7 protein-coding genes are annotated in these 4793 nt (G+C 63.3%); 4 read left to right on the top strand and 3 right to left on the bottom strand.

Translation table 11 applies throughout. The annotated features are described in order from the left end of the window. Window positions 1-106: DUF933 domain-containing protein (locus VIQ49_RS13075; protein ID WP_331885204.1), on the top strand; the 106-nt coding region annotated here is incomplete at its 5' end. An 11-nt stretch (window positions 107-117) separates the two neighbouring features. On the opposite strand, the gene VIQ49_RS13070 is transcribed toward VIQ49_RS13075, so the two are convergent. Then, window positions 118-690 carry a helix-turn-helix domain-containing protein gene (locus VIQ49_RS13070; protein ID WP_331885202.1) on the bottom strand — a complete coding sequence of 191 codons (573 nt, stop codon included), beginning with the start codon at window positions 688-690 and terminating at the stop codon, window positions 118-120. A gap of 193 nt (window positions 691-883) precedes the next feature. Here VIQ49_RS13070 and VIQ49_RS13065 point away from each other — a divergent pair, with 193 nt between their 5' ends. From VIQ49_RS13065 to VIQ49_RS13055, 3 genes are all read left to right on the top strand, one after another. Next, complete coding sequence (locus VIQ49_RS13065; RefSeq protein WP_331885200.1) at window positions 884-2098, top strand: cytochrome P450; 1215 nt, start codon at window positions 884-886, stop codon at window positions 2096-2098. A gap of 229 nt (window positions 2099-2327) precedes the next feature. Beyond that, window positions 2328-2552 carry a type II toxin-antitoxin system RelE family toxin gene (locus VIQ49_RS13060; protein WP_422665467.1) on the top strand — a complete coding sequence of 75 codons (225 nt, stop codon included), beginning with the start codon at window positions 2328-2330 and terminating at the stop codon, window positions 2550-2552. A 141-nt stretch (window positions 2553-2693) separates the two neighbouring features. Continuing rightward, window positions 2694-3104, top strand: a complete 411-nt coding sequence (locus VIQ49_RS13055) for a DUF5946 family protein (RefSeq protein ID WP_331885196.1) — start codon at window positions 2694-2696, stop codon at window positions 3102-3104. 550 nt (window positions 3105-3654) lie between these two features. Here VIQ49_RS13055 and VIQ49_RS13050 read toward each other — a convergent pair. Together VIQ49_RS13050 and VIQ49_RS13045 are read right to left on the bottom strand one after the other, a co-directional pair. After that, window positions 3655-3885 (bottom strand): hypothetical protein, encoded by a 231-nt coding sequence (locus tag VIQ49_RS13050; protein WP_331885194.1) that lies wholly within the window; start codon window positions 3883-3885, stop codon window positions 3655-3657. 162 nt (window positions 3886-4047) lie between these two features. Beyond that, on the bottom strand, window positions 4048-4443 hold the full coding sequence (locus VIQ49_RS13045) for a hypothetical protein (RefSeq protein ID WP_331885192.1): 396 nt from the start codon (window positions 4441-4443) through the stop codon (window positions 4048-4050). Window positions 4444-4793: the final 350 nt, after the last annotated feature.

The raw sequence follows: 4793 nt of genomic DNA, 5'->3' as shown, positions 1-4793 counted from the left end.
CGCGGGTTCGATGGCGGCAGCCAAAGCCGCGGGCAAGGTGCGGATGGAGGGCAAGGACTACGTCATGGCCGACGGCGACGTGGTCGAGTTCCGTTTCAACGTCTGACGACCCGTCGATCAGCTAGCGACCGTGCCGTCGGTGTCGACCGCGTAGGGCGGCCCAAGGAATCGCCGTACCATCTGCTCCTCGGCATCGGCGTCTTTGAGCGGCCAGTACCACAGTGCCAGGAACGCGCGGATCAACCATTGTGCGGCAAGGGGATCGGGCGTGCTCATCCCAACCATTTCGGTCGCGAAGCGGGAGACGATGGGTGAGTCGGTGAGCCACTCCTCACCGGGAAGCGTGGCCATCGAACGCATGATCTTCGCAAGCGGATCGGTTCGCAGGCGATGCAACGCGACCGTCGTGGCGGTGACGATTCGCTCCGGACCCGTCAGCCCGGCGATGGCTTCACGAACCGAGTCGAGGATGCGCTCCGCCTGCAAACTCAGCACGACGTCGCGGATCGCGGTCTTGCCTCCGGTGTGGCGATAGATGGTCGCCGGAGAACAGTGAACGGCGGCAGCCAGGGCGTCGACATTGAAGGCGTCGTAGCCGTGCCGCGACATCAACTTGGCGGCTGCGGCGTAGATCCGCTCAGCCGCCGCGTCATGGCGATCCCGCCCCACCAGCCAGTCGTCGGTCGCCATCGGTCAGTCGATTTCATGCCGCAAAGTCATGAACTCTTTTTATCATCGTGAGAAGGTTGGCGACCGATTTCTCACCGAAGGTGCAGGTTTGCCGGCTTGCGTGAGAGCCCCGGAGCCGTGCCCGTCTCGACCCGGCTTTCATGTTCGCCGTACGCCGTTGACGCAGGTGGCCGCCCCCCTTCACCCTGAGCGCATGACCCTGTTGGCGGACGCGACGGACTTCTTCGGCACCGAGGCGTTGCAGGACCCCTACCCGCTCTATGACCGGATGCGCGATCACGCAGCGGTGCACCGCATCGGCGACTCCGTGTTCTACGCGGTGTGCGGCTGGGACGCCGTCGTGGAGGCCGTCAACCGTGTTGAGGACTTTTCGTCGAACCTCACTGCGACGATGGTGTTCCACGACGACGGGACCGTTACCCCATTCGACATGGGGACTCTCGGTGGGCCTATGCACGCGCTAGCCACCGCCGACGACCCGGTGCACGACGCACACCGCAAGATGCTGGTGCCGCATCTCACCGCCAGACGGATACGCGTCATCGAAGAGTTCGCCGAAGCCACGGCGATCCAGCTGTGGTCCGAAGGACTGGTCGACGGCCAGATCGAATGGATGAGCGCGGTGGCCAACCGGCTCCCGATGATGGTCGTCGCCCGCCTGCTCGGACTCCCTGAACAAGACGTCGACACGCTGATCCGACTGGGTTTCGCTACCACGACACTGCTCGACGGTGTCGTGAGTCCAGCCCAACTCGAAGCCGCAGGCAAGGCTGCGATGGAGCTCGCCGGATACGTCATGGAGCACTTCGCGAAGGCTGGTGAACGCCCCGCACCGGGACTGATTGGTGATCTTGCCGCCCGCTACGCCTCTGGCGAGTTGGAGCAGCTTCCGGCGCTCGGAATCATGTTGACGTTGTTCAGCGCAGCGGGCGAATCCACCGCGTCGTTACTGGGCAGTGCGGCGTGGATCCTGGTGAACCGTAGCGACATTCAAGAACAGCTCCGCGCCCACCCCGAACTGCTTGGTGCGTTCATCGAAGAGACGCTGCGCTATGAGTCACCATTTCGGGGCCACTACCGCCATGTGGTGAGAGACACCACGCTGGCGGGGGTCGACGTGCCCGCCGATTCGCGCCTGCTGTTGATGTGGGGGGCTGCCAACCGCGACCCCCTGCAGTTCGACACACCCGACCAGTTCCGGCTCGACCGCAGCGGAGCAAAGGGGCACATCAGCTTTGGCAGGGGCGCACACTTCTGCGTCGGGGCGGCACTGGCGCGCTTGGAAGCCCAGATCGTCTTGCGGATGCTGCTGGAACAGACGGAGTGGATTCACGCCGAAGACGTCGGGCAGTGGCTTCCCAGCATCCTCGTTCGCCGACTCGACCGTCTGAAACTGGCGGTCACATGACCGGGGATGCAATGTTGATCGTCTCTTACGAACTGACGCAAGCCAATGCCAAGAACTGCCGCACACTCGACACCCAGGACTGAAACGGTCTGACGGCATTCATGACCGCAGACGTCGTCACGCGCGGGGACTTCCACACCCTTGACGACGCGACGAAGGAGATGCGGGCCAAGGGGCGATTGCCCGGGTGACTTATGAAGTGATTTTCTCTCCGAGAGCGCGGAGGGCTTTGTCCGAAGAACTTCCGGAGGCGCTTGCCGCGGCCTTTTTCGAGTTCATCACGGGACCGCTGGCCGACAATCCACGGCGTGTCGGTAAACCGCTTCAGAATGAATTGGCCGGAACCTATGCAGCGAGGAGAGGTGAGTTCCGGGTGATCTACGACATCATTGACGACAGGGCCCGTATCGAGGCCAGTTCGATTCGTCACCGGCGGGACGCGTGCCGCACGTGAGACGTTGCATGGCAACGGTATTCGGCCGAGTTCCCTTACAACGTCCAGAAGGGTTACCGAAGAAGGCGTAATGCGTTGACTGCTGGTCTCTGCGTCGAATGCGGCGCACCCTTGCCTGCGTCCGGCGAATGTTGGACGCGGGTGCACGAACTTCTCGAAATCGAGACGCGTGTGCTGCCCTTGCTCGACACCGAGTTGGGGATGCGGACGCATTTCTTCGCGGTATCGACCTATCAACTCCAGCACCCGTTCCGGGTGGCGGCAGACGCATTGACGGACTTGGGCAGTGCGGTCGCCGAGCAACTCGCCGACGGTGCGCGGCCCATCGCGCACCTCCGCCGCGGTATCAATCGGTCTATTGGCACTAGGAAGGTGGGTCGTCAGGCCGAGCCGGGTGACCGGGGCCATGTCGATCCCGATTGGCCGAGGTCCTGGTCGGTAACAGCGGCGGATGTGGTGACGATGCCGGACGACAATTACCCGAACGCTGTCGCTGAGTGGGCGAGATCGACTCTTGCGGACCTCGGCAATCTTGTCCGTCGATCGAGTTGATCGCGCCCATGCGTCGACGTGAGCGGGGAGCTTTGCCCGGCGCTTCGTCATCGTCCGCTTCATGGCTCTCGACAGCATGGCATCGATCAGCCGGCCGATAGATGCCCCCTGGGTGGGCTCGCCAGTGACGTTGCAGGTGTAGCGAGTGCCGCCCGGAACTCCGCCAAGGTGTCGATGGTGGTGACGGGAACCTGGACTCCGTATACGGAACTCCAACACCTTGGGAGCATCCACTTTCGTGAACACGCCGGTCCACTTGTTGCTGATGCCGAACGATCCCATGCCAGAGATCGCCAAGAGCATACGGAGGCTCCTTGCCGGCGTCGACTGAGACGATCCCGGGCAGGACGTTGGACAGGTGGCCAGGGTGGATGGTCTAGTCCCAGAACACTTGTGCGGGATGGGGATGACGACCGATGCCGTTACGTTGGGCGAAGGTCAAAAATACGCCGGTCTACAAGTTTCGACGTGCGCTGGACGCCTAGCGCGAATGCGACGGACGGTGACGTGGTCGAGTTCCCGTTCAATGTCTAGAGCGCTGAGAAGAAGATCAGGCATTCGGCTCCCCATTGGCGACAGCCTCGATCCAGTCGATGGCGTCGTCGGTGAGTTCGCAGGCTCCGTCGGACGATTCTCCTGCCCACCAGGACGGGTCCGTTCCGCCCTGGTTCACGTCGAAGATGTCCTGGCGCACAGAGGTGTCCAACGGCTCACCATTGTGATCGATAAGCCAGTTCTGCGACTCGCTCGTCAATTTCGGCCACCAGGTTTCGATCCCCATGGCTCCGATTATGGACGCGTGCCGGCACCTACCGGGCATGTCGACGACAGCGTGCGTGGCGCAGTTCCGCGTCGACGAATAGGTGGCCGCCCGGCGCGCGAGGACCCCAACAACCAGCGATGGCCGCCCTGCCTGGGCAGGACGGCCATCAGCGAGCGTCACTCAGGGATTGAAGGAGATGAAGACGTCATTCCACCAGATGCCCCAAGAGTTGGCCTCGATGTTCCACACGAGCGGTAGCGGCCCAGGAATACCGAGTTCCACCCGGTTGTCGGGCACCCAGGTCGGCGGGAGCCCGAATCGCACTGGGTCACCCCAGTGACCCGGCGGCACGCCGGTCAGACCAGGGACGACTGGGTTGCCCTTCATCACCTGTCCGGGCGGACCGAACGGATTGTGCCCGGGTGGGTCTCCGGGAAGCCAGACATCGGAGCCGTGACCCGGGTTCCACGGCGGCCCTGGTTTGTCGGGGTCTGCCTGCGCGACGCCACTGACTGCGCCGAAAGCGGCGAAACCCAGCGCGGCGGCCGTTGCGCTACCGGCAACTAGCTTCTTCATCTGCATCGTGAACCTCCTGGTCCAACTCGTCGGCCAGCGGGCATATGCCGCGCTGACCTCTCGTTCAAGACCGGTGCCGCCCTGCTGCTGGACGACACTGGCTGCAAACGACCCCCCGACGTGCAGACTGAATCCCCGCAGCGCGCGCGCCTCAAACGTCTGCCTGGACGCTCTCCGGGCAAATCGTCCCCGCATCGGTGGCGTGTTGGAGTTCCTTTTCAACGGGTGATCTCGGCCGAAGATCGTCGTACATTGGCACCGTGAGTGAGGATTGGCGCATCGATCGGGTCGACGAGATCCGCACCTTGATCAAGCAGGCCGAACCCGACGTGGTCGAGGAGATCAAATGG

The sequence above is a fragment of the Williamsia sp. genome (genome assembly GCF_036566845.1).
Classification (GTDB): Bacteria; Actinomycetota; Actinomycetes; order Mycobacteriales; family Mycobacteriaceae; genus Williamsia.
Note: the sequence above shows the minus strand (reverse complement) of the source record. Positions and strands in the feature narration are given on the sequence as shown.

Excerpts from the sequence above, each read along its gene's own strand:
- VIQ49_RS13065 (WP_331885200.1), top strand. The coding sequence starts at position 884 with ATGACCCTGTTGGCGGACGCGACGGACTTCTTCGGCACCGAGGCGTTG.
- VIQ49_RS13045 (WP_331885192.1), bottom strand. The coding sequence starts at position 4,443 with ATGAAGAAGCTAGTTGCCGGTAGCGCAACGGCCGCCGCGCTGGGTTTC.
- VIQ49_RS13050 (WP_331885194.1), bottom strand. The coding sequence starts at position 3,885 with ATGGGGATCGAAACCTGGTGGCCGAAATTGACGAGCGAGTCGCAGAAC.
- VIQ49_RS13070 (WP_331885202.1), bottom strand. The coding sequence starts at position 690 with ATGGCGACCGACGACTGGCTGGTGGGGCGGGATCGCCATGACGCGGCG.